The sequence below is a fragment of the Paraperlucidibaca baekdonensis genome, from assembly GCF_003387535.1.
Taxonomy (GTDB): Bacteria; Pseudomonadota; Gammaproteobacteria; order Pseudomonadales; family Moraxellaceae; genus Perlucidibaca; species Perlucidibaca baekdonensis.
Genome location: NZ_QUNR01000001.1, coordinates 671,576 through 695,281 on the forward strand (window position 1 = coordinate 671,576; position 23,706 = coordinate 695,281).

A 23,706-nucleotide genomic window follows, 5' to 3' on the forward strand; every position below is an offset into this window, starting at 1 on the left:
GCCACTTATGCGTGCGCGAATGATTTTTAAACCTTTGTTTTACTTGGTGATTTATTGATGGAAAAACATTCGGTCGTGAACGCTGGTCTATACCATCCCGATGAGTTCCGCGATAACTGCGGTTTTGGCCTCATCGCTCACATGACAGGTGATGCCAGCCATCATCTGGTGCAAACCGCTATTGAATCACTGAGCTGTATGACGCACCGCGGCGCGATTGCGGCCGATGGCAAAACCGGCGATGGCTGCGGCCTCCTGCTGGCCATGCCGCGCGAATTCTTCAAGACGGTGGTGCAAGACGATCTGGGCGTCAGCCTCGATGAGCAATTCGCCGCCGGCTTGGTTTTTCTCAACACCGATCCAGCCAAAGCGCAGCACGCGCGCGATGTACTCACCGCTGAGATCGAATCAGAAGGTTTAAACGTTGCCGGCTGGCGCGTGGTGCCCACCGATAAAACCATTCTCGGTGAGATCGCCCTGCAGTCATTGCCGGTGTTTGAGCAGGTCTTTGTGCAGGCCGACAACGTCGATGAAGTCAGCGCCAATCGCAAACTGTTTTTAGCGCGCCGCCGCACCGAACAAGCGCTGCGTGATGACCCGCTGTTCTATATCACCACGCTATCAACGCAGGTTATTTCCTACAAAGGCTTGGTCATGCCGGCCGATTTACCGAGCTTCTTTACCGACCTCGATGACCCGCGCATGGCCACACATATCTGTGTGTTCCACCAACGCTTCTCGACCAATACCTTGCCACGTTGGCCGCTCGCGCAGCCGTTCCGTTACTTGGCGCACAACGGTGAAATCAATACCGTGAGCGGTAACCGTCAATGGGCATTGGCGCGCACGCCTAAGTTCACGCACCCCGACCTGCCTGGCCTGACCGAGCTCACACCGATCATTAACTTGACCGGTTCAGACTCATCAAGCCTCGACAATATGTTGGAGATTTTGCTGGCTGGCGGCATGAATTTGTTCCGTGCACTGCGCACGTTGGTGCCGCCCGCTTGGCAGAATGTCGAGTCCATGGACACCGATTTGCGCGCGTTTTACGAGTACAACGCTAAGCACATGGAAGCCTGGGACGGTCCTGCCGGTCTGGTCATCACCGACGGTCGTTATGCCGTGTGTATGCTCGACCGTAATGGCCTGCGTCCAGCGCGTTATGTCATCACCAAAAATGGTTACATCACCCTGGCGTCCGAGATCGGCGTGTGGAATTACGCACCGGAAGATGTCGTATCGAAAGGCCGCGTTGGTCCCGGCAAGCTGATTGCCGTGGACACCAAAACTGGCGAGTTGCTCGATACCAAAGCCATCGATGATCTGCTGAAAAGTGCCCAGCCCTACAAAAAATGGCTGCGTAATGAAGCGCGTCGCATCGAAAGTGATAGCAGCTTAGAGAAAGAGTTGTTGGGACAGGTCTCGCGTGAGCAACTCAACGTGTACCAAAAGCTATTTTTGGTGAGCTACGAAGAGCGCGATCAAATTATTCGGCCCCTCGCTGAGGCGGGCCAAGAGGCTGTTGGTTCGATGGGCGATGACACGCCCATGGCGGTGCTGTCGACACGTGTGCGCCATGTCGCTGATTATTTCCGTCAGCAGTTTGCACAGGTCACCAACCCGCCCATCGATCCGCTGCGCGAAGCGATTGTGATGTCGCTGGAAACCGCGTTTGGTCCTGAGCTAAATATGTTTGAGGAGACCCCTGAGCACGCACGCCGCGCCATTGTCTCCAGTCCTGTACTCTCGCACAGCAAATTCCGCCAGATGCAAAGCATTGACCTCAAAGGCTTTGAGGTCGCCACGCTGGATCTTAATTACGCCCAAGATGAAGGCCTGCAAACAGCGCTGCAGCGCATTTGTGCTGAGGCCGAAGCCGCTGTGCGTGATGGTCGCTCGCAGCTGATTCTGAGCGATCGCGCGATTCGCCAAGGCTACTTGCCTATCAGTGCTTTAATGGCCACTGGCGCCGTGCATCATCACCTGATCGCCGTTGGTTTGCGTTGCGAAGCCAACCTCATCATTGAAACTGGTATGGCGCGTGACCCGCATCATTTCGCCACGCTATTGGGTTTCGGTGCTACGGCGGTCTACCCGTATTTGGCCTACGACATCATTGCTGATATGGCGCGTAGCGGTGAGGTCTTGGGCGATCCGCTGGAAGCACAAAGTCATTTCCGCAAGGGCATCGACAAAGGCTTATTGAAAATCCTCTCGAAAATGGGCATCTCCACGGTCGCTTCTTACCGGGGTGCGCAGCTGTTTGAAGCAGTCGGTCTCAATGCTGAGGTCGTTGATTTGTGCTTTAAAGGCGTGCAAAGCCGTATTCAGGGTGCCGGTTTTGTTGAGCTGGAAATGGATCAGCGCCTGCTCAGCGAAGATGCTTGGCGTGCGCGTAAGCAAATTGACCAAGGCGGCTTGCTGAAGTTTGTTTATGGCAAGGAATATCACGCCTTCAATCCTGACGTTATTAATACCTTACACACCGCCGTGCGTTCTGGTCAGTTCAGCGATTATCAAGCCTATGCTGACTTGGTTAACTTGCGCCCCGTGGCCACCATTCGTGATTTGTTGCAGCTGAAAAAGGCGGCAACGCCACTGCCGATGGAGTCGGTTGAGCCACTGGAGGCGATTCTCAAGCGCTTTGACTCGGCGGGCATGTCATTGGGCGCACTGTCGCCTGAGGCGCATGAATCGATTGCCATTGCCATGAATACGCTCGGTGGCCGCTCCAACTCCGGTGAGGGTGGTGAGGATCAAGCACGTTTTGGCACACTGAAAAACTCGAAAATTAAGCAAATTGCTTCGGGTCGCTTTGGCGTTACGCCGGCGTATTTGGCCAGTGCTGAAGTGCTGCAAATTAAAGTGGCACAAGGTGCGAAGCCCGGTGAGGGCGGTCAGCTGCCCGGCGGTAAGGTCAATGCCTTGATCGCGCGTTTGCGTCACTCGGTGCCGGGCGTGACCTTGATTTCGCCGCCGCCCCATCACGACATTTATTCGATTGAAGATTTGTCGCAGTTGATTTATGACTTAAAGCAGGTCAACCCAAAGGCGTTGGTGTCAGTGAAACTGGTCTCCGAGCCGGGCGTGGGCACCATCGCGGCCGGTGTCGCCAAGGCCTATGCCGACCTCATCACCATTTCGGGTTATGACGGTGGCACAGCAGCCTCGCCATTGAGCTCGATCCATCACGCCGGTTCGCCGTGGGAGCTGGGCTTGGCCGAGGCTCAGCAAGCGCTGCGCGCCAATGATCTGCGCGGCAAAGTGCGTGTGCAAACCGACGGTGGCTTAAAAACCGGCCTCGACGTAGTGAAAGCCGCGATTTTGGGTGCTGAGAGTTTTGGTTTTGGCTCCACGCCAATGATCGCGTTGGGCTGCAAATACCTGCGCATTTGCCATTTGAACAACTGCGCCACGGGCGTTGCGACGCAGCAAGATAAGCTTCGTCAAGATCACTTTATTGGCGAGCCAGAAATGCTCATGAACTTCTTTAAGTTCATCGCAGAAGAAACTCGCCAATGGCTCTCTGTGCTCGGTGTGGCCTCATTAGCTGAGCTCATTGGCCGCACGGATTTGCTCGAATGCTTGCCCGGTACCACGCCGAAGCAAAAGCGTTTAGACCTAATGCCGCTGCTGAAAAACGACCATATTGCCGCTGATAAGCCGCAGTATTGCCTCGATAGTCGCAATGAGCCCTTCGATAAAGGCGTGCTTGCTGAGCAGATCGTTGCCGAGATTTTACCGGCCATTGAAGGCAAAACAGGTGGTGAGTTTAGCTATGCGATTGGTAACTGCGATCGCTCCATTGGCGCACGTGTGTCGGGTGAGATTGCTCAACGCCACGGCGACCAAGGCATGAGCGATGCGCCCATCACGCTGAAGTTCACCGGTACGGCCGGTCAGAGCTTTGGTGTGTGGAATGCTGGCGGCTTGAACCTGCACCTCGAAGGCGATGCCAACGACTATGTCGGCAAAGGCATGGCGGGCGGTCAGCTGGTGATTCGTCCACCGCAAGGTACTGCGTTTAGCTCGCAAGACACTGCCATTATTGGCAATACCTGCTTGTATGGCGCCACCGGTGGCACGCTGTATGCCGCTGGCACCGCGGGCGAGCGCTTCGCCGTGCGTAACTCTGGCTGCCATGCGGTCATTGAGGGCGCTGGCGACCATTGCTGCGAATACATGACCGGCGGTTTGGTCACTGTGCTCGGCCCGACCGGCCTGAACTTTGGTGCTGGCATGACCGGCGGCTTCGCCTATGTGCTGGATCAGGAGAATAACTTCTTCGATCGCTGCAACCATGAATTGATCGAGATCCATCGCATCAGTACTGAGCCCATGGGTCCGCATCGCTCGCACTTAAAATCGGTGTTACGCGACTACGTGAAAGCCACCGACAGTGCATGGGGCCGCACCGTATTGGAGGAGTTCGATGACTATCAGCGCAAGTTCTGGCTGGTGAAACCGAAGGCCGCCAATATTAAAGAATTGCTGAAAAGCACCGTGTCTAATCCGCAGTAAGCCCGTACGGCAATAAGAGGCAAGATCATGGCAGAACGCCTAAATAACGATTTTCAATTCTTGGATGTGGCGCGCCACGACCCGGCCAAGAAAGCCCTTGATGTCCGCCGCGCGGAGTTTGTCGAGATTTATAAGCCATTTACCAAGCCGGAAGTGGAAGGTCAGTCGCATCGCTGTTTGAGCTGCGGCAACCCTTATTGCGAATGGAAGTGCCCGGTGCACAATTACATTCCGAACTGGTTGCAGCTGATCTCCGACGGTCGTTTGTTTGAGGCTGCCGAGCTCTGTCATCAGACCAACACGCTGCCAGAAGTGTGTGGTCGTGTGTGTCCGCAGGATCGCCTGTGCGAGGGTGCTTGCACGCTCAACGATGGCTTCGGCGCGGTCACTATTGGCAATACGGAGAAATATATTGTCGATACCGCCTTTGCCATGGGCTGGCGTCCAGACCTGTCCGGCGTGGTCGCCACCGGCAAAAAAGTCGCGATTATTGGTGCAGGCCCTGCCGGCCTAGGCTGCGCCGATGTGCTCACGCGCGCCGGTGTGAAGGCGGTCGTTTTCGATAAAAATCCTGAAATTGGTGGCCTGCTGACCTTTGGCATCCCTGAGTTCAAGATGGAAAAGGCGGTGATGAGTCAGCGTCGTGAAATCTTCACTGACATGGGCATCGAGTTCCGCCTCAATACCGACGTGGGTACGGATATCAGCATTGATGAATTGATGCGCGACTACGATGCCGTGTTCATGGGCATGGGCACATACACCTATATGAAAGGTGGTTTCCCCGGCGAGGAGCTGCCCGGTGTGTTTGATGCACTGGACTTCTTGATTGCCAATGTCAATCGCAACCTAGGCTTTGAAAAAGACCCCGCCGATTACATCGACATGGCTGGCAAAAAAGTCGTTGTGCTCGGTGGTGGAGATACCGCCATGGATTGCAACCGTACCTCAGTGCGCCAAGGCGCGGCGAGTGTGACCTGTGCTTATCGTCGCGATGAAGAAAATATGCCCGGTTCGCGTCGTGAAGTGCGCAACGCCCGTGAAGAGGGCGTGCAGTTTATGTTTAATCGCCAGCCCGTGGAAATCGTGGGCGATGGCCACAAAGTCACCGGCGTGAAAGTTGTCGAAACTCAGCTCGGTGAGCCGGATGCGCGTGGTCGCCGGAGCCCAGAGCCAGTGCCGGGTTCGGAGCAAATTTTGCCCGCCGATGCGGTGATTTTGGCCTTTGGCTTCCGCCCCAGCCCGGCCGATTGGTTTGCGCCACAAAACATCGATACCGATAGCGCCGGTCGTGTCACCGCGCCCGAATCGGCCACCTATAAATTCCAAACCAGCAACCCGAAAGTGTTTGCCGGTGGCGATATGGTTCGCGGCTCAGACCTCGTGGTGACAGCGATTTGGGAAGGCCGTCAGGCTGCCGAGGGCATCATGGATTTCCTCGGTGTGTGAGATGCGCTAAACGAAAAGGCCAGCAATTGCTGGCCTTTTTTATGAGTGCGGCTCGGAGGTTTTACTCTCGACAATCATTGCCTTGGGTGCGCCAGCGTAAAATAGTTTTGGTCTTATCGACTTCAAAATAGGTCTGGCAGCGGCGTGTGACCGTGTCGCTACCAAAGCCGAAGCCAGTGAAAAAACCCCCACTGCCGGTGCCGGTAAAAATGCCAGTTTGCACGCTCGGTGCGCGGCTATAGCTCGATTGCTTGTCCCAGGTATAGACGGTGTTGCCATTCGGTGCTTCAAAGCTGCCAGTCGGGTAGCCCCAATCGTCCATTACCACGCTGATGGGTTTGCCGACATAAGTGGCGATGCGTGCCTCATAAGCCTCGCGGGTCGCGCAGGCCGATAGCCACAGGGCCGCTATCGTGACGAGCAATAATCGTGTCATAGCAAAGTCCTCGAAGATTCGCTGCTACAATACGCCGGCCTTGGCGCTGACTGCAACCGCGCCGCGAAACTGATGGAGAGAGTTGATGTCTGAGCTGCATAACGATCGCTACTTACGCGCGCTATTGCGCCAGCCCACCGACCGCACACCAATCTGGATGATGCGCCAAGCTGGCCGCTACCTGCCCGAGTATCGCGCCACGCGTGCGCAAGCTGGCGACTTTATTAAGCTCATGAAAAATCCCGAGTTGGCCTGCGAAGTCACCTTGCAGCCATTGCGCCGCTTCCCGCTCGATGCCGCGATTTTATTTTCCGACATTCTCACCATTCCCGATGCCATGGGCTTGGGGCTGTATTTTGAAACTGGCGAGGGCCCGCGCTTTCAGCGCACCGTGCGCACCATGGCCGATGTCGCCGCGCTGCCGATCCCAGACCCCGAGCAAGACACCGGCTATGTGATGGATGCGGTGCGGACCATTCGCCGTGAGCTCAAGGGCCAAGTCCCGCTAATCGGCTTTGCCGGCAGCCCGTGGACGCTGGCGACGTACATGATTCAGGGTGGTTCATCGCGCGATTTCCGCGAGTCAAAAACGCTGATGGCGACTAATCCTGACGTGCTGCACGCGCTGCTCGATAAGCTCGCGCAATCAGTGACGCTCTACTTAAACGCGCAAATTCGTGCCGGCGCGCAGGCGATTCAGATTTTTGACTCGTGGGGCGGGGCGCTCTCGCACGGCGCCTATCGCGAATTTTCCTTGCGCTATATGCAGCAAATTGTTGATGGCTTAATGCGTGAAAATGACGGTCGCCGTGTGCCCATCACGCTGTTTACCAAAGGCGGCGGGCAATGGTTAGAAGCCATGGCCGACACCGGCGCCGATGCGCTGGGGTTGGACTGGACCACTGACTTGGGTGAGGCGCGGGCGCGTGTCGGTCATCGTGTGGCGCTGCAGGGCAATATGGACCCATCGATGCTCTATGCGCCATTGCCGCGCATCGAGCAGGAAGTCGAGCAGCTGTTGGCGAGCTATGCCTCGGCGTGGACGCCTGAGCTCGGTGTCAGCGCCGGCAGCGGCCATGTCTTTAACCTAGGCCATGGCATTGAGCAGTTTGTTGACCCCGTGCATGCCGGTGCGTTTATTGAGGCGGTGGTGGCGAAGTCGGGCAAGTATCATCAGCCGAGCTAGGGGCATCACGCTGATCGGCTCGCTGGTCAGCGCTTAACCCACCGCGCTGCGCACGCGCGGCTCGGGAAAGACCATGGTGAAGTCGGTGATTTTCATCGCCGCGACTACACGGCCCTGCGCCAAATCCGGAAAGTAGTCGGCATTAAACTGCCAATCAATGACCTTAGCCCATTTGCCATGGCCGCGCGTCTCGGGCGTCAGCGTGTATTCGCGCCCCTCCCACTGCTGCGCCAATGTGCGTAGCGCTTTCGGTACCAATGACGTGGGCAGCGGCAGTGTCGGGCCTGACTGGCTCAGCAGCATCTCAGCAATCAGGTCGCCGTTGTCGGCGATTAAACGCGCGTGATCGACTCCGCTGTCATTAAAGTCCAGCGCGAAGTCGCAGCGATCTTTGGGGATGCCCCAATTGCGTCGGCCATTGACCACCGAGGCATTGGTAGACACATAAATGCGGCTGATGCTGGCGCGTCGCGCATCGGAGAAACGAAAGCTGCCGGGAATAAACAGTAGCTCGCCATAGGGCCCCGCTGGGCTTTGGTCATAGTTCACCAACATGGCGAAACTCATGGCGCTACGACGCGAGCGCTGCAGGGCAGTCGGCGTGAATGGGCAGTTGGCCAGCACCGACTCGGGCATGCGCAAGGCAATCACATAGCCTTGGCCGGTGAGCGTCCATGGCGCCGGCGCTAAGTCTTCGGGGTAGTCACGATCATTCATGGTTTAGTCCTCGCCGCCTAAGGCTTCCCAGCGCGTCAGTAGTTCCAGTAGTTCATCATCAATGAGCGGTAGGCGCTGCGCCATGGCGGTGGCTTTGTCGATATCGCTGACAAAGAGTTGGCCATCGGCGAGGGCGGCTTGCAACTCGGCCTGCTCTTTTTCGAGCGTCTCGATGGTTTTAGGGATGGCGTCGAGCTCGCGCTGCTCTTTAAAGCTGAGCTTGCGTTTCGCCGGCTTGGCCGCAGCTACGGGCTTGGCCGTTGGCACCTCGCTCACCGTGGCGATGGGCGCAGGCCGTTGCCGCAGCCAGTCGGCATAACCACCGACGTACTCATTGATTTGGCCATCGCCCTCGAAGACCCAGGTGCTGGTCACCACCGCGTCCAAAAAGGCGCGGTCGTGGCTGATGAGCAAGAGCGTGCCGGGGTAGCTCACCAGCAACTCCTCTAGCAGCTCTAGCGTTTCCACGTCGAGGTCGTTGGTGGGTTCGTCGAGGATGAGCACATTGCTTGGCCGCGTAAAAAGCTTAGCCAAAAGCAGGCGATTGCGCTCGCCTCCTGACAATGCCTTCACCGGTGTGCGTGCGCGTTGCGGTGAAAACAGGAAGTCTTGCAGATAGCCCAAAATATGTTTGCGTTGGCCATTGATCTCGATGTAATCCGAGCCTTGGCCAACGTTGTCGACCACGGTGGCCTCTAAATCCAAGGCGCTGCGCAGTTGGTCAAAGTAGTTCACCGAGAGCTGGGTGCCGTGCGTGACCTTGCCGGCATCGGGCGCTTGGTCGCCGAGCAGCAGGCGGATCAGTGTGGTTTTGCCGACGCCGTTATCGCCAATGAGGCCGATCTTATCGCCGCGCATGACCACGGTGGAAAAGTCTTGCACCAGATTCAGTCCGCCCAGCGTCAGCGAGAGGTTTTCGGCGGTGAGCACGAGCTTGCCGGAGCGCTCAGCCTCAGCCATCACCATGCGCGCGTTGCCTTGACGATTACGGCGTTCAGCACGCTCGCGGCGCAGCTGTTCAAGCTCGCGTACGCGGCCCTCGTTGCGGGTGCGACGGGCTTTAATGCCTTGGCGTATCCAGACTTCTTCTTGCGCGAGTTTTTTATCAAAGACGGCGTTTTGATGGCCTTCGGCACTGAGCTGCTCGGCTTTGCGCGCCAGATATTCGTCGTAATTACCGGGGTAGCTGCGCAGCTGGCCGCGATCAACCTCGACCAAGCGCGTGGCTAGATTGCCCAAAAAGCGGCGATCGTGGCTAATAAACAAGAGCGTGCCATTCCAGCCTAATAAGAAGTCCTCAATCCAGCTGATTGAGCGCACATCGAGGTGGTTGGTGGGCTCATCGAGCAGCAAAATATCGGGCTCGGTGACCAAGGCGCGGGCCAATAATACGCGGCGTTTGCGGCCGCCCGATAGCGAGTTGAAGTCGGCATAGGGGTCGAGGTTTAAGCGCGTCGTGATTTTATTCATGCGGATTTGGATTTCCCAATCCTCCAGCGCCGCGTCGCCCTCGGGCAGGTCATCAAAGCCGCCATTGACGATATCTTCTACCGTGCCCGTCCAGCCCTGCGGTACTTCCTGACGCATGGAAGCGATGCGCGAGCCTTGCGTGCGCATGATCTCGCCGCTGTCTTGTGTGAGCTCACCGGCAATGATTTTCAGCAGGGTGGATTTGCCCTCGCCATTGCGGCCAATGACGCAGACGCGCTCACCGCGATCTAGGCTAAAGGAGACTTTTGAGAGCAGCGCGGGGCCGCCAAAAGCAATGGATACATCACGCAGGGAAAGCAGGGCCATGGACTAACAACAGCAGTAGTTTGAATGCCGCGTAGTCTAACAGATGCGCGCTCGGGAGGCCTCTGCCATACTGCGCGCGACTGGGTTTTAGTAGGAAAGCGTGATGGAGTCGCGGCTCACCGACTTGGAAGTAAAAGTCGCTTATCAAGATGATTTGCTCGATGCGCTGAATCGCGTGGTGGCTACGCAGCAAGACCACATCGCGCGTTTGCAGGATGACCTGCGCCATTTATATGAGCAGATGAAAACCATGCAGCCACCGGGGCAGGGCAGCTCAGACAATGAGCCGCCCCCGCATTATTGACGTGGGCTTTGTGGCGCTACACGTTGGCCGCGCCTGAAAGAGCTTAGCTGCGTTTTTTGCTGGTCCAGGCCCAAAGCATTTCGCAATTCACCGGCTGTTCGCCGGTGGCATCGGTGAGCACCACCGGCACCAGCACCTCGCCCTTGGGCTCGTTGCGGATGCGATTAATGTCGTGCTGCGAGAGTGTCGCCACCGCGCGCAAATCGCCCGATGAGCGCCGCGTATAATCGACCTTCAGGGTTTTAATCAACGGCAGTTTGTCATCGGGCAGGTTCACGCCCACCACGAAGCCCGAGGCGGTCTCGGCCAGTAGCGCCATGGCGGCGGCATGCACGCTATGAATGTGGTTTTGCACCTTGCGACGATTTTTCACGCTGACCACCACGCGGGTCTCGGTGATCTCTTCGTAGAGCAGACCGGAGGTGCCCACATACGGCACAACACGGCCAAAAATCAACGACAACGCGCGTTGGCGCAAGCCCTTGGGCAGCGCCTGAAACGGCTTCATGGCACGCGTAATGTTATTGCTAAAGGCCATCGAGCTTAGTCCTTGAAGTTGTTAAATTGCAGCGGTAACCCGAGCTGTTGCTCGCGCAAAAAGGCCATCACGGCTTGCAGCGCATCGCGTTTTTTATCACTCACGCGGACTTTGTCGCCCTGAATGCTGGCCTGCACTTTATAGCCATTTTCTTTCAGCAATTTGACGATTTTTTTCGCGGTGTCGCTGTCTAAACCATCTTTGAGTTTGACGATTTGATGAATGAACTTGCCCGAGGCTTCCATTTTTTGCGGGTCGAGCACTTGCGGGTCGACTTTGCGCTTGAGCATATGCGCTTCGAGCATCGCCAAGACTTGTTCAACTTGAAAGTCTGACTCGGCGCTGAGTTTGATTTCTTTATTCTTCTCGTTGAAAGTCACGTCGACTTGCGAGCCGCGAAAATCGAAGCGCGTGGCGATCTCTTTGGTGGTGTTTTGTACGGCGTGATTGACCTCATAGACTTCGAGTTCTGAAACGACATCCATTGATGGCATGGTAAAGTGCTCCTTTCGCAAAATTCGCTCGAGTGTAGCCGAAAGCGATCATTTATCCGAGGATGTCTGTATGAAGGCGAGTCGCCTGCGCTGGTTGTTTAACTTCTATCCGCCGTATTTAGGGGCGGGTGTTCGCGTTGATCGCATCAGTGATGATTTCAGCGAAATCGATGTTTCCATGAAGCTCACGCGCTGGAATAAAAACTACGTTGGCACGCACTTTGGCGGCAGCCTCTACAGCATGGTCGACCCGTTTTACATGCTCATCCTTATGGAGACTTTGGGCTCGCGTTACATCGTCTGGGATCAAGCCGCGCGCATCGATTTCTTGAAACCCGGCCGTGGCAAAGTGCAGGCGCATTTTCGTTTGCCCGATGGCCTGTTGGCGGATATCAAAAGCCAGGCTGCCCTTGGCGATGCCGTGCGTCCTGAGCTAAATATCGACATAGTCGGCGGCACGGGCGAGATCATCGCACGCGCGCACAAGACGCTTTACGTGCGCCTGAAACCCGAGCATCGCCCACCGGCGGCGGCTGAGATTAGCCGCCCGAATCAGGAGCTGAACTAATGGCTTTACGCTTTCGCATCCACCCCGTGACACCGTTTGAGCAAAATTGCAGCCTGATCTGGTGTGACGCCACTAATGAAGCCGCGCTGATTGATGCCGGCGGTGATGCCGACCAGCTTTTGGCTTTGGTGAAAGCCGAAGGCGTGACGCTAACGAAGCTGCTCGTCACCCACGCGCACATCGATCATGCCGGCGCGGTAGCGGATTTGGCCGAGCATTTGCACCTGCCCATTGAGGGGCCGCACACCGGCGACCAGTTTTGGATAGACCGCCTCGATGACCAGTCGCGCATGTTTCAATTCCCCAGCGCGCGACCTTTTACGCCGTCGCGCTGGCTGGAGCAGGGCAATGAGGTCACCGTGGGCGCTGAGACGCTGCTGGTGCGTCATTGCCCCGGTCATACGCCCGGTCATGTGGTGTTTATTTCGGAAAGTGCTGGCGTGAGTTTTGTTGGCGATGTGCTATTTGCCGGCTCGATTGGCCGCACCGATTTCCCCATGGGCAATCATCAGGACTTGCTCGATGCCATCAAGCGTGAACTCTGGCCGCTGCCCGATGACATGCGTTTTGTGCCCGGCCATGGGCCGATGTCGACCATTGGCCATGAGCGCCGCACCAACCCCTTTGTCGCCGATCGGCGCGGCTAAGCTAGCGCTTTGTCGCCGCTATAGCGTGTGATGATCAGCGGCAAGCTCAGTGCGTATTCGCTATCGAGCAAAGCCTCGGGGCAATGCTTAAGCGCCGCGGGAATTAAGAGCGATGGCTGAGCCTGGCTGATGCGCACCGCGTTGCCAGCAAATTGCAGATGCAATGGGTTGCTGCGACGCCACAGCGCAAAGCGCAGAAAATGCCCAATGATGCCGGTGCGCTGCATCAACGCCACGCGAATGCGGCCATCATCATCGTTGCTAATGCTGACGCTGGTGGCCATGAGGTAGCGGTCGTCGACCTGTACGAGGTAACGCGGCTGGCCAAAAAAGCGCCAGAGTGCGCGCCAAAATAACCAGCGCTGCCAGCGTCCGGCGCGTGCTTGCGGTGCGCGCGATGCCCACGCGCGCCAGCCCACATCGATCCGTGCGCCCGGAATGTCGCCGTGCGGGTGGTTGATCGTTAAGCGGTGAAACAAGTCGGTCATGCGGTGACAGTCCGTAAGCGCGAAAGCCGCATTAGTTAGCCTGCGCCGCTGATGCGTTGGCACCGAGCGTTGTGACATCGACGCCGGCAAATTGCAGGTCGGCATGATAGCTTGAGCGCACCATGGGCCCACTGGCAATGTTGCGGAAACCGAGCTGTCGGCCATAGGCAGCGTAGCGTGCGAACTCGTCGGGATGCACAAAGCGATCGACCGGCGCGTGCGTTTTCGACGGCTGCAAATACTGGCCGATGGTCACCAAATCAACATCGTGCGCCTTCAGATCATCGAGCAATGTCAAGACTTCCTCTTCGGTCTCGCCAATGCCGACCATGAGGCCGCACTTGGTGGCGATGTCGGGGCGCTCCTGCTTGAAGCGCTTGAGCAGTTGCAGCGAGTGTTGGTAGTCGGAGCCGGGGCGAATGGCCTTGTACAGGCGCGGCACGGTTTCGATGTTGTGATTGAAAACATCAGGCGGGCATTCGCTAATCAGGCGCAGCGCAATGTCCATTCGGCCGCGAAAATCCGGCACGAGGATTTCCATTTTGGTGGCTGGGTTGAGCTCACGCACGGCGGTGATGCAGTCGACAAAATGTTGCGCGCCACCATCTTTTAAGTCGTCGCGATCGACCGAGGTCACCACCACGTATTTGAGTTTTAAGTTGGCCACTGTTTCGGCCAAATTGCGCGGCTCATCGGCATCGAGCTGGTTCGGGCGACCGTGCGCAACATCGCAAAATGGGCAGCGCCGTGTGCAGATATCGCCCATGATCATAAACGTCGCGGTGCCGCCACCAAAGCATTCCGCGAGATTCGGGCAGGCCGCTTCTTCGCAGACCGTGTGCAGCTTTTGTTCGCGCAGCAAGCCTTTGATGCGGCTAACCTCAGCGGGGTTTTTAATGCGCACACGAATCCAGTCGGGCTTGCGCGGCATCTCCTCGGTGGGGATGATTTTCACCGGAATACGCGCCATTTTTTCCGCGCCACGCAGCTTCACACCGGGCTCAATGCGCACCGGGTTGGGGCTAGGCACGGTGGTAGCGGATTGGGGCTGGCTGGTGTTGCTCATGACGGGCCATCGCGTAACAAAATGAGGGCTTGAGTGTAGCCTAAATTGCATGCGCTTGCGCTTTTTCAGCACGCCGCGAAAAGCCGTTCTTTGGTTGAATAAGCCAGACAAATGCTGCCAAAAACACTACTCTAAAGGTCAGATTAAAAGACAGCACATGAGGCAATAGAGCATGTTAGCGCGTTATGACGTGGTGGTTATTGGGGCGGGGCCTGCGGGTGAGGGCGCGGCCATGAAGCTAGTCAAAGAGGGCCAGCGGGTGGCGGTCATCGACCAGCTTGGCGAGGTCGGCGGCAACTGTGCGCATGTCGGCACCATCCCTTCAAAAGCGCTGCGCCAAACCGTCTATAACCTCATGCGTTTTCGCCGCGACCCGTTGCTCTCGCGCATGTCTGAAATCCGCACATTACCATTGTCGCAAGTGCTGGCGCGCGCGCACAAAGTCATCGACACGCAAGTCAGCACCCACCATCGATTTTTTGAGCGTAATGACGTCGATTTATATTTCGGCGAGGCGCGCTTTGAGGATGCCCACACGCTCAGCGTGCTGACTAGTGAGGGCGTTGTCGAGCGTATTGGCTTTGAGTCGGCGGTGATTGCCACGGGCAGTCGGCCGTATCAGCCGGCCGATATCGACTTCAATCATCCGCGCGTGTTCGATAGTGACAAGATTTTGAAGCTCGATTATCCAGTCAATAAGCTGATTATTTATGGTGCCGGCGTGATTGGCTGCGAATACGCATCGATCTTTGTCGGCTTGGGCTACAAGGTCGATTTGGTCAACACGCAGCCGCAGTTATTGTCATTTTTAGATGCCGAAATTGCCGATGCGCTGTCGCATTATTTGCGTGATTTAGGCGTGCTGATTCGCAATCAAGAAGAATATAGCCAAGTTGAAACGCAGGATGATTGCGTGGTCTTACACCTGAAATCGGGCAAGAAAATTAAGGCCGATGCCATCCTGTGGTGCAATGGTCGCGCCGGCAATACCGAGACGCTGAATTTGCAAGCCGTGGGCCTCAGTGCCAATAGCCGCGGGCAGATTGCCATTGATGAGCGCTACAACACTGCCGCAGCCAATATCTACGCGGCAGGCGATGTCATTGGCCCGCCGGCATTGGCATCAGCGGCTTATGATCAAGGCCGTTGCGCCGCAGCGCACATCACTGGCAGCCAAGATGTACCCTATGTGGAGGAGGTGCCGACCGGCATTTACACCATCCCGGAAATCTCCTGCATTGGTCGCACCGAGCGGCAGCTCACCGAAGACAAAGTGCCTTACGAAGTGGGCCAGTCGTTTTTCCGGCACTTGGCGCGCGCGCAAATCTCTGGCGATGTGGTGGGCATGTTGAAGGTCTTATTTCATCGCGACACACGCGAGATTTTGGGTATTCATTGCTTTGGCAATAACGCCGCCGAGATTGTCCACATTGGTCAGGCGGTGATGAATCAGCCAAATAACTCCATCGAGTACTTTGCCAATACCACGTTTAATTACCCGACCATGGCCGAGGCGTATCGCGTGGCCGCGCTCAATGGCATGAACCGGTTGTTCTAAGCAGCGGCGAGCAGCTGTTTACTAGTCCCGCCACGCTATATATAAAGCCGCCTCATTTGGGCGGCTTTTTAGTCGTTAGCTATTGCGCGCGTGCATCCATTTGGCAAACGCGCCCGCGGTGAAGAACATAAACACGCCATAGACCGCGGCCGGGATGATCATGGTCGCCGACACCATGGCGCCCACGGCCATCGCTAGCGTGGTGTTATGCACGCCCAGCTCAATGCTGATGGCGGTGGATTGCGGGCCATCGAGGCCGGCGAGCTTGGCAATGCCAAAGCTCACGCCCATCGCCAGCACATTGAGGCTGAGTACCGCGAGACCAACGCTGGCGAGATTGCCGAAGATGTGTTCGCGTTCGGCCCAGAGTGCGGCAAACACCACCAGCACAAAAAACACCATGGCGATCTTTTTCACCAAGGGCTCATTGCGCAGCGACCACGCCTGCGCGCGGCTGCGCACCCACATGCCGATGCTCAGCGGCAGCAAGGTGATGAGCAGGATTTTCACCACAATCGGGCCCATGGCCACGGTGTATTGCGCGTCGCCGGCCATAAACCATTGTGTGGCGAGATCGAGCAGCAGCGGCACAGTAAATACGGCAGCCACGCTGCTGATGGCGGTCATGGTCAGCGACAGCGCGGTATCGCCTTTAGCCAAATGCGTGAGCATATTGGCGGTGGTGCCACCGGGCGATGCGCCGAGCAAGACCATGCCGACCGCGAGTTCCGGTGGCAGTTTAAAGAGTAGCGCCAGGCCAACCGCGAGCAAGGGTGAGATGACCAATAAATTGGCCATGCCGATGGCAACGCCGCGCGGGTAGACCACCACGCGGCGAAAATCATCGAGCGTGAGGGCTAAGCCGAGGCTAAATAAAATCACGAAAAGTGAGATGGGCAGAAGCACTAAGATGAAAACGCTGTCGCTCATGGCATGAACCTAGATTATTGTTATGCCTCGATCATGCGTGAGGCCAGCGCTAGGCTCAAGCCTTAAATTTCAAATATGTAAACTAGCGAAATGCGCGCCGTCCCACGGCATTGGCAATGGCGCGTTTGGTTTGCGTGGGGTGGGCAATGACCGGGCCCCAGACCACTTCGCCAGTGGTCAGCTGCATGCCCACACGGCCAATATTTAGGCTGCGACCAAAGCGCCCCTGCTGCACCCACACGGCGCTGAGTTGCGTCAGTGCAATATGACGCTCGGCGCGTCCGGCTAAGCCTTCGCGCACCAAAATTCGGCGCGGATTGACGCGCACGACATTGCTGGTCTGGCGCAGCACGCCAAATAGGCCAATGGCCATCCACAGCAACCAGCCACCGCCGCCGCCGGCCAATACGCCAGCCATTGCTAAGGCACTGTGGGTGCCCCAAAACGCGGCAATTGGCCAGGCACCGGTGGCCACGTAGCTGTCGCCATCGGAGAGGGTGTTTGATGTGTTGGATGAGATTTCGTGAAGTCGTTCGGTGGGGCCGCGCGTATCAAAGCGCGGGGCTTTGCCGGCGGGTAGGCCATCGGTAATGGCCTCAAGAGCGCGCAAACTGCGACTAGCTATCTGCCAATGACTCATGAGCATGTACTCAGTGGGCTAGGACAACTTCACTATAGAATAGGGCGTTTCAGGGGGTCTGCAAGGCTTTCGTGCGAAATATGTTGTGGCTTTGTCACGCATAAAAAAGCCCCGACCGAAGCCGGGGCTTTGTGCATCACAGGTTGGCGATCGTTTAGAAGCTGTATTTGGCCATGCCTTGGACGCGATCTAAGCTACCTTTGTCGCCATTGTTGAGTTTGCGCTCGCTGCGCAGATACTCAAAGCCAATGTCGAACTTTGGTGCCACTGTGTAAATGACGTTCACAAGACCTGAGACATTGCTTTCAGTGTCGGTGGGTGATTCGAGCCCGTTTTCATAGTCGGCTGTGAGGCCAGAGACTTGAAGGTTCGAGCGCCATTTGTCATTCCACATGTGGTGGTAAGTCACATAGGCCGCTGTAACATCATTAGTCTCGATCTCACCATTGGCATCTAGTTTGGCGTCGCCAATGAGGCCAAGCGCGACATAGCGACCAATACCGGTGCCATGAGTTGCCATGAAGCGAATATCGTCATGGCTGCTGAGTTTGACTTTACCCGATACGCTTATGCCGCCACCGAAAGCTGTGTCAGCGCCACTTGCGGCATTTTTATCTTTTAATTGGCGCCCTAGAGCTGCCACCGACACATGACCGAAGTCGGCTTTATGGGTGTAGCGTGCAACGACATCAGGCAAGCTGCTGTCGTTGTTAGTGGCAGGGCCAGCGGCACCTAAGAACGATTGTGGGTTTTCCAGAGCTACTTGGAAGCTACCGTTGGTGTAGCGTACTTGAGGTTGGCGACCAAACACAGTGCCATCGGTTGCTCCCACAAACTCAACCGTATCTGGGAAGGCGCCCAAGTCTTGGAACGTAGTCCACGTTTGACCAATTAACCATTTGTCATAGGTAATGAAAGCATGACGCAAGGTTGGCTCATAGCGGTTGGTGGCAACTTCGGTGCCAGATCCGCCTGTTAAAAAATCGAACTCAATAAAACCACCGATCTTTTGGCCATTGCCGGCATCGGTACTAGTTTTGACATTAAAGCGCGTGGTTTTCGCATGTGCATCTAAAACGCTGCTACGTTTACCAGTGACATTGGCTGCATTGGTTGCACCTGCTGTGGTATTAAATACAGGTGTTTGTGATGGCAGGTGGATATCGCGTGCTACAACATTGGCCTGCTCACCATCTGAGTAACTCGAGTACAAGGCATCGATACGAATATAGCCACCAAAACTGAAGCTAGTATTGCCAATTTGTAGTGAGCTGGCTGAACCTGGCTTGGCTACCGCAGCGGGTGCAGCGGATTTTTGCTGAGCAACTTGCGCTTCAAGCTGTTCTAGGCGATCGCGCAGGGCGGAAATTTCGCTGCTGGCATCGGCGAATGCAACACCAGGAAGCAGGGCAGCGGCGAGTGGGGTGAGTAGAGCAAGTTTGGTCAAACGTTTCATGTTTTTTATTCTCCGACGCAAAGTGGTCAAATCTTGTATACCCGCCGGTTGACACAATCTGTATTAGCCCTTGGTCTGTAGTGCTTAGGTCTATGGCGATTTTTTAGGCGCTCACGGGGTCAGTGATACGAAAGGCTAATGCAGGCTTAGACATTGCCGAGGCATACTCGGTGTTGAGCAAATAATTCTAAACATAAGGAGTCGCACCATGAGCGAAGCCACCGTCATTCCCGTACCGGCCCACTACTTAGCCGCGGGTACGCGCAACACCGCCGATGAATACGCCACGCGTTATGCCGAGTCGATTGCCAATCCCGACGCGTTTTGGGCGAAAGAAGCGCAGGTTGTGGACTGGATGACGCCATTCACGCAAGTCAAAGATGTCTCCTTCAATGCCGATGACTTGCACATCAAATGGTTTGCCGATGGCGCGCTCAATGTCGCGGCCAACTGCCTCGATCGCCAGCTCGCTAAGCGCGGCGATAAAACCGCGATCATTTGGGAGGGCGATAACCCCGCCGAGTCGCGCCACATTAGCTATCGTGAGCTGCACAAAGAGGTTTGCCAATTCGCCAATGTGCTCACCGCCAAGGGCGTGAAAAAGGGCGATCGCATCACCATTTATATGCCGATGATCCCTGAAGCGGCGGTGGCCATGCTCGCTTGCACGCGCATCGGCGCGCCGCATTCGGTGGTGTTTGGCGGCTTCTCGCCCGATTCATTGGCCGGTCGTATTGAAGATTGCGGCTCCACCGTGGTCATCACCGCCGATGAAGGTCTGCGCGGCGGCAAAGCCATTCCGCTGAAAGCCAACGTCGACAACGCCATTCGCACACCGGCCGGTGCTGGCGTGGAGACTGTGATTGTTGTGCGTCGCACCGGCGGCTCGGTGAACTGGGATAACAACCGTGACTTCTGGTATCACGACCTGATGACCGGTGCCTCCGCTGAGCACACCGCCGAAGCCATGAACGCCGAAGATCCGCTGTTTATCCTCTACACCTCCGGCTCGACCGGCAAGCCTAAGGGTGTGCTGCACACCACCGGCGGCTATTTGGTCTATGTCACCAGCACCTTCGCCAATATGTTTGATCTGCGCGAAGACGACGTGTTTTGGTGCACCGCTGATGTCGGCTGGGTCACCGGCCACAGCTATCTGCTCTATGGCCCATTGGCCAATGGCGCCACCACCATCATGTTTGAAGGTGTGCCGCAGTATCCCGACTGGAGCCGCATTGGCCAGGTCGTCGATAAGCATTCGGCGACCATTCTCTACACCGCGCCCACGGCCATTCGTGCGCTGATGCGCGAAGGCGATGGCCCAACGCTCGCCAGCAGCCGCAAATCGCTGCGCTTGCTAGGTTCGGTGGGCGAGCCCATCAATCCGGAAGCATGGAATTGGTACCACCGCGTGGTTGGCGATTCGCGCTGCCCGGTCATCGATACCTGGTGGCAAACCGAGACCGGCGGCGTGCTGATTACGCCATTGCCCGGTGCGGTGGACATGAAGCCGGGTTCGGCGAGCCGTCCGTATTTCGGTATTAAGCCGGCCATTTTGGACAATGAAGGCGTGGAGTTGACCGGCGCTTGCGAAGGCAACTTGGTCATCACCGATTCGTGGCCGGGTCAGATGCGCTCGGTTTACGGCGACCATCAGCGCTTTGTTGACACCTATTTCAAAACCTTCAATGGCGTCTACACTACCGGCGATGGCGCTCGCCGCGATGCCGATGACTACTACTGGATCACCGGTCGCGTCGATGACGTGCTCAATGTGTCCGGTCATCGCATGGGCACCGCCGAAGTCGAAAGCGCGCTGGTCTCTCACAAAGCCGTGGCCGAAGCCGCGGTGGTAGGTTTTCCGCACGACATTAAAGGCCAAGGTATTTTTGCCTATGTAACGCTGCAAGAAGGCCATGAGCCTAGCGATGAACTGTGCAAAGCCTTGGTCACGCATGTGCGTGCTGAGATCGGTCCGATTGCCGCGCCCGATCAAATCCAATGGGCGCCGGGCTTGCCGAAAACGCGTTCGGGTAAGATCATGCGTCGTATTCTGCGTAAGATCGCTGCCAACGAATTCGATGGCCTAGGCGATACGTCCACGCTCGCCGACCCAAGTGTGGTCGACAGCTTGGTGCGCGGCCGACAAGCCGGTTCTTAAAACTCACGAGGTGTGCCATGTATTTTGTCATTGCTGATGATCATCCGCTGTTTCGAGATGCCCTCAAAGGTGCGGTGGCACGCCTATACCCCGACGCAACGATCGCCGAGGCCGATACCACGGCGTCGTTGCAAACCTTGTTGGAGCGCGGCGAAGAGCCCGATTTGCTGCTCTTGGATTTGCACATGCCCGGTGCCTCAGGATTCTCAGGCCTGATTCACGTGCGTGCGCGCTTTCCTGCGTTGCCGGTGATTGTGGTCTCTGGCAACGAAGAGCCGGGTGTCATGCGCCGTGCGGTGGCGCATGGTGCCAGTGGTTATATTCCGAAATCGACCAGCCTCGATGACATGGCGAAAGCCATCGCGCAAGTGCTCGATGGCGATGTCTGGTTGCCGGCCAGCGCCGCCACGTCGCAACCCACGCATCTCGCCCCCGATGAAGCCGATATTGCCAAGCGCTTGCGTGACCTCACGCCGCAGCAATTTCGCGTGCTGATGATGCTCGCCGACGGCCTACTCAATAAGCAAATTGCCTATGAGCTGGGTGTTTCTGAGGCGACCATTAAGGCGCACATGACCGCTATCTTGAAAAAGCTCGGTGCCTCGAACCGCACACAAGCAGTGGTAGCCGCAGCAAAACTGCAGCTCGACCCGAGCATGCGGCTGGCGCAGGTGGTGGAAGAGGACTGAGCCCTGTGGGCGCAGGTGCTGCTTAGCGCCGCGCTGCGTTCCCCGATATCAATACATAGCGCACCTTGCCGCTGTTGACCAAGTGCCGACACAGGCGCGCCGTCAGGCTGAGTTTCACCCAGGCCGGATGGCATGTGTCGATCCAACGCACAGCTTTAGCGCGATGGCCAATGGCCTCGGCAAAGCCGCTCAGCACCGCTTCGCTGAGGTCCTCAACGCCCGATATTTGCAGCCCTGCGGCGTGAAAAATATCGGTCGATCCGTGCCAAACGCCTGCCCAGGCAATACGGCAGGCCCGCAGCTGCAGCGCTAAGGCGCGTTTTTCCGTGCCTGAGAGTGCCGGGTTGATCTCCAGCGTCGTCATCGCCCAACGCCCTGATGGCATCAGGTGTTGGCCAATGCGTTGCAGCACAGCGGCGAAGTCGCGGGCATGATAGAGCGCATCGACCGCAATCACCGCATCGACTAATGGCAGTGCTGGCCACGGTGCATCAAACGCACAAGCGATATGGCGAGACCCTGCGTGGCGGGCGCGTTGGCGATCCATCGTGATGACCGAGTCAATGCCGAGCTCCGCCCAAAGCGCCAAGCTGGCCCCTTGGCCGGCACCCAGTTCGAGTAACTGGTCAGGCGCCGCCAAGTCGATTGCCCGCGCATGCTGATAGGCCAAGCGACGGGCGGCCTCTGCATACGCTTGTGTGACGTCGAGCTGTGGCGTATCAAACGATGCGCGCCAGTCGCCTAAATTACCCCAATACGGCCCAGGGCCCTGCGCACCCAATAGACGACTTTGGGTGTCCATCGTTAGTGTGCCGTGCGGGCAATATGTGCCGCCACCGCCTGCGCTGAGCGCACCGCAGACTCGAGCAATGGCACGCCGGAGTACGCCCATGAACCGGCAAAAAATACGCGTCGCTGGGGCTCGGCATGCAGTGCTTGCAGCTTGGCCTGAATACTTTGCGTGCCGCTATGTACCACCGCGCGCGCCAAGGGCACACGGGCAATGACATGCTCGCTGGCGGGCTCAAAGAGCGGATTCCAGGTTTGTAAAATGGGCTCGGCCTGCGCCAGGCTGGGCTCCACGGCATTGACCCAAACGCTAAACATAGCCTGCGATAAATCCCGTGATATGCGGTAGTTGAGCGCCGACCAGTCACGCCGCTGCGCGGGCAAGAAACGCTGATCTCGGTGCACCCAAAGCTCACCATGATCGAAGCGGATACCGTCTAGTAGGGCGCGTTCGCGCTGCCACGGCGCATCAAGGAAGCTCAGCTGATTGGCTTGCGTGGCCACCACCACCCGGTCAAAGACACCGCCTTCACCGCGCGCATTACGCACCTCAATGCCACCGGCGATTTCGCGAACCGATTGCACCGGACTGCCACTGATGCGCACTACGTCTCGCGCTAAAGCCGCCACCAAGGCTGGCGTGCCGCCATGCAGGCGCACGAGGGTGTCGCCGTGAATAATCGTATTGAGCAATGTCAGCAATTGCTGCGCGGGCCAGGCCATCAGATGCTGTTCATCGCAGGTGCAAATTGTGGTTAGCAAGGGCAGCACCAGTCCTCGCCAAAACAGCGGATCAAACGGTTGCTCGGCCAAGAACTCAGCTAAGCGGCGTGGGTCATCGGCGCTTAGTGCATGGGTGCGCTGCTTGAGTTGCCAGAGGCCACGCGCCAGGCGTGCGCTGCTGAGGCCGAGGTGATGCCATGAGCCCACGCTGGGCAAGCCGAGCAGGCGGCTGCTGCGAAACCACGTATCACCATCATCGAGCCAGCTGCAGGCGGCGAATGTATCGACCGGAAAGGTGGAGATGCCCACCGCGGCAGCTAAATCGATGACGCTGCCCCAGACCTGTGGACTCATGACGCGCAAAGGCACATCCACGAGACCACCTTGCCAATGCAGGCTGTGCGCATCCATGCCATGACCTGATTGCGCTTCGAAAATACTGATGCGATGGCCTGCGCGCGCCAAATAATGCGCGCTCGCCAAGCCGGCCATGCCGCTGCCAATAATCGCAATGTGTTGCTGCATAAACGCTTCGCCTTGTGCAGG

At 57.2% G+C, this 23,706-nt stretch carries 21 protein-coding genes; 9 read left to right on the plus strand and 12 right to left on the minus strand.

Annotated elements, in window-relative coordinates:
• The first annotated feature begins 57 nt into the window (after positions 1 to 57).
• A complete protein-coding gene (gltB, locus tag DFR26_RS03155; protein ID WP_116207473.1) occupies positions 58 to 4,524 on the plus strand; it encodes a glutamate synthase large subunit in 4,467 nt (1,488 codons plus the stop codon).
• Between the two features lie 27 nt (positions 4,525 to 4,551).
• Complete coding sequence (locus DFR26_RS03160) at positions 4,552 to 5,973, plus strand: FAD-dependent oxidoreductase (protein WP_116207474.1); 1,422 nt, start codon at positions 4,552 to 4,554, stop codon at positions 5,971 to 5,973.
• A gap of 61 nt (positions 5,974 to 6,034) precedes the next feature.
• Here DFR26_RS03160 and DFR26_RS03165 read toward each other — a convergent pair whose 3' ends face one another.
• Positions 6,035 to 6,409, minus strand: a complete 375-nt coding sequence (locus DFR26_RS03165) for a hypothetical protein (protein WP_116207475.1) — start codon at positions 6,407 to 6,409, stop codon at positions 6,035 to 6,037.
• Between the two features lie 85 nt (positions 6,410 to 6,494).
• Between DFR26_RS03165 and hemE the strand changes: the two genes are divergently transcribed.
• Positions 6,495 to 7,595, plus strand: a complete 1,101-nt coding sequence (gene hemE / locus DFR26_RS03170) for a uroporphyrinogen decarboxylase (protein ID WP_116207476.1) — start codon at positions 6,495 to 6,497, stop codon at positions 7,593 to 7,595.
• A gap of 33 nt (positions 7,596 to 7,628) precedes the next feature.
• On the opposite strand, the gene DFR26_RS03175 is transcribed toward hemE, so the two are convergent.
• Positions 7,629 to 8,312, minus strand: coding sequence for a hypothetical protein (locus DFR26_RS03175; protein ID WP_116207477.1), 684 nt, complete (start codon positions 8,310 to 8,312; stop codon positions 7,629 to 7,631).
• Positions 8,313 to 8,315: 3 nt separating this feature from the next.
• The gene (locus tag DFR26_RS03180; RefSeq protein WP_116207478.1) at positions 8,316 to 10,109 is read right to left on the minus strand and encodes an ATP-binding cassette domain-containing protein; all 1,794 of its coding nucleotides are present in this window, start codon (positions 10,107 to 10,109) and stop codon (positions 8,316 to 8,318) included.
• A 103-nt stretch (positions 10,110 to 10,212) separates the two neighbouring features.
• On the opposite strand from DFR26_RS03180, the gene DFR26_RS03185 reads away from it, so the two are divergent.
• Positions 10,213 to 10,413, plus strand: a complete 201-nt coding sequence (locus DFR26_RS03185; protein WP_116207479.1) for a SlyX family protein — start codon at positions 10,213 to 10,215, stop codon at positions 10,411 to 10,413.
• Positions 10,414 to 10,456: 43 nt separating this feature from the next.
• On the opposite strand, the gene DFR26_RS03190 is transcribed toward DFR26_RS03185, so the two are convergent.
• Both DFR26_RS03190 and DFR26_RS03195 read right to left on the minus strand, forming a co-directional pair.
• Positions 10,457 to 10,951 (minus strand): DUF4442 domain-containing protein, encoded by a 495-nt coding sequence (locus DFR26_RS03190; RefSeq protein WP_116207480.1) that lies wholly within the window; start codon positions 10,949 to 10,951, stop codon positions 10,457 to 10,459.
• Between the two features lie 5 nt (positions 10,952 to 10,956).
• A complete protein-coding gene (locus DFR26_RS03195) occupies positions 10,957 to 11,445 on the minus strand; it encodes a YajQ family cyclic di-GMP-binding protein (RefSeq protein ID WP_116207481.1) in 489 nt (162 codons plus the stop codon).
• A 70-nt stretch (positions 11,446 to 11,515) separates the two neighbouring features.
• Here DFR26_RS03195 and DFR26_RS03200 point away from each other — a divergent pair, with 70 nt between their 5' ends.
• Positions 11,516 to 12,013, plus strand: coding sequence for a DUF4442 domain-containing protein (locus DFR26_RS03200; RefSeq protein ID WP_116207646.1), 498 nt, complete (start codon positions 11,516 to 11,518; stop codon positions 12,011 to 12,013).
• Positions 12,013 to 12,660, plus strand: coding sequence for an MBL fold metallo-hydrolase (locus tag DFR26_RS03205; RefSeq protein WP_116207482.1), 648 nt, complete (start codon positions 12,013 to 12,015; stop codon positions 12,658 to 12,660). Before DFR26_RS03200 ends, DFR26_RS03205 begins: the two co-directional genes overlap by 1 nt.
• On the opposite strand, the gene DFR26_RS03210 is transcribed toward DFR26_RS03205, so the two are convergent.
• On the minus strand, positions 12,657 to 13,148 hold the full coding sequence (locus DFR26_RS03210) for a hypothetical protein (protein WP_116207483.1): 492 nt from the start codon (positions 13,146 to 13,148) through the stop codon (positions 12,657 to 12,659). The genes DFR26_RS03205 and DFR26_RS03210 overlap by 4 nt on opposite strands.
• Positions 13,149 to 13,179: 31 nt before the next feature.
• A complete protein-coding gene (gene lipA / locus DFR26_RS03215; RefSeq protein ID WP_425453348.1) occupies positions 13,180 to 14,118 on the minus strand; it encodes a lipoyl synthase in 939 nt (312 codons plus the stop codon).
• A gap of 268 nt (positions 14,119 to 14,386) precedes the next feature.
• Between lipA and sthA the strand changes: the two genes are divergently transcribed.
• Positions 14,387 to 15,772, plus strand: a complete 1,386-nt coding sequence (sthA, locus tag DFR26_RS03220; protein WP_116207485.1) for a Si-specific NAD(P)(+) transhydrogenase — start codon at positions 14,387 to 14,389, stop codon at positions 15,770 to 15,772.
• A gap of 75 nt (positions 15,773 to 15,847) precedes the next feature.
• On the opposite strand, the gene DFR26_RS03225 is transcribed toward sthA, so the two are convergent.
• From DFR26_RS03225 to DFR26_RS03235, 3 genes are all read right to left on the minus strand, one after another.
• Complete coding sequence (locus DFR26_RS03225; protein ID WP_116207486.1) at positions 15,848 to 16,702, minus strand: bile acid:sodium symporter family protein; 855 nt, start codon at positions 16,700 to 16,702, stop codon at positions 15,848 to 15,850.
• Positions 16,703 to 16,784: 82 nt separating this feature from the next.
• Complete coding sequence (locus DFR26_RS03230; protein WP_181898969.1) at positions 16,785 to 17,342, minus strand: PH domain-containing protein; 558 nt, start codon at positions 17,340 to 17,342, stop codon at positions 16,785 to 16,787.
• A 154-nt stretch (positions 17,343 to 17,496) separates the two neighbouring features.
• The gene (locus DFR26_RS03235) at positions 17,497 to 18,798 is read right to left on the minus strand and encodes a DcaP family trimeric outer membrane transporter (RefSeq protein WP_220375690.1); all 1,302 of its coding nucleotides are present in this window, start codon (positions 18,796 to 18,798) and stop codon (positions 17,497 to 17,499) included.
• Positions 18,799 to 19,006: 208 nt separating this feature from the next.
• Here DFR26_RS03235 and acs point away from each other — a divergent pair, with 208 nt between their 5' ends.
• Positions 19,007 to 20,959 (plus strand): acetate--CoA ligase, encoded by a 1,953-nt coding sequence (gene acs, locus DFR26_RS03240; RefSeq protein ID WP_116207488.1) that lies wholly within the window; start codon positions 19,007 to 19,009, stop codon positions 20,957 to 20,959.
• A gap of 17 nt (positions 20,960 to 20,976) precedes the next feature.
• Positions 20,977 to 21,648 (plus strand): response regulator, encoded by a 672-nt coding sequence (locus tag DFR26_RS03245; protein ID WP_116207489.1) that lies wholly within the window; start codon positions 20,977 to 20,979, stop codon positions 21,646 to 21,648.
• 22 nt (positions 21,649 to 21,670) lie between these two features.
• Here the strand turns inward: DFR26_RS03245 and DFR26_RS03250 are convergent, their stop codons facing one another.
• Together DFR26_RS03250 and DFR26_RS03255 are read right to left on the minus strand one after the other, a co-directional pair.
• Positions 21,671 to 22,450 carry a class I SAM-dependent methyltransferase gene (locus tag DFR26_RS03250; RefSeq protein WP_181898970.1) on the minus strand — a complete coding sequence of 260 codons (780 nt, stop codon included), beginning with the start codon at positions 22,448 to 22,450 and terminating at the stop codon, positions 21,671 to 21,673.
• Positions 22,451 to 22,452: 2 nt separating this feature from the next.
• Entirely contained in the window at positions 22,453 to 23,685 is a 1,233-nt protein-coding gene (locus DFR26_RS03255) for an FAD-dependent oxidoreductase (protein WP_116207491.1), read from the minus strand.
• Positions 23,686 to 23,706 lie beyond the last annotated feature (21 nt).